At 71.2% G+C, this 313-nt stretch carries 1 protein-coding gene; it reads left to right on the forward strand.

What is annotated here, in order from left to right; genetic code table 11:
• Positions 1-313 (forward strand): nucleotide disphospho-sugar-binding domain-containing protein (locus ACFV20_RS36615; protein ID WP_385665408.1); only part of this gene is annotated, 313 nt, incomplete at both ends.

The following is a 313-nucleotide window of genomic DNA, read 5'->3' on the forward strand; positions in this document are numbered from 1 at the left end:
CCTCAAGGGGGACTGGGGGCGCACCGCCAAGCTGCTGGAAGCGGTCGCGGAGCTGGACATCGAGGTGATCGCCACGCTCAACGACAACCAACTGGCGGAGAGCGGGCCCCTGCCGGACAACGTCCACACCCTCGACTACGTACCGCTCGACCAGCTGCTGCCGACCTGCTCGGCCGTCATCCACCACGGATCGACGGGCACCTTCGCCGCGGCGAGCGCCGCCGGGCTGCCCCAGGTGGTCTGCGACACCGACGAGCCCCTGCTGCTGTTCGGCGTGGTGTCCGTGCCGAGCAGTACCGCGCGGGCGCTGCGG

This window comes from Streptomyces sp. NPDC059696, from assembly GCF_042733745.1.
Lineage (GTDB): Bacteria > Actinomycetota > Actinomycetes > Streptomycetales > Streptomycetaceae > Streptomyces.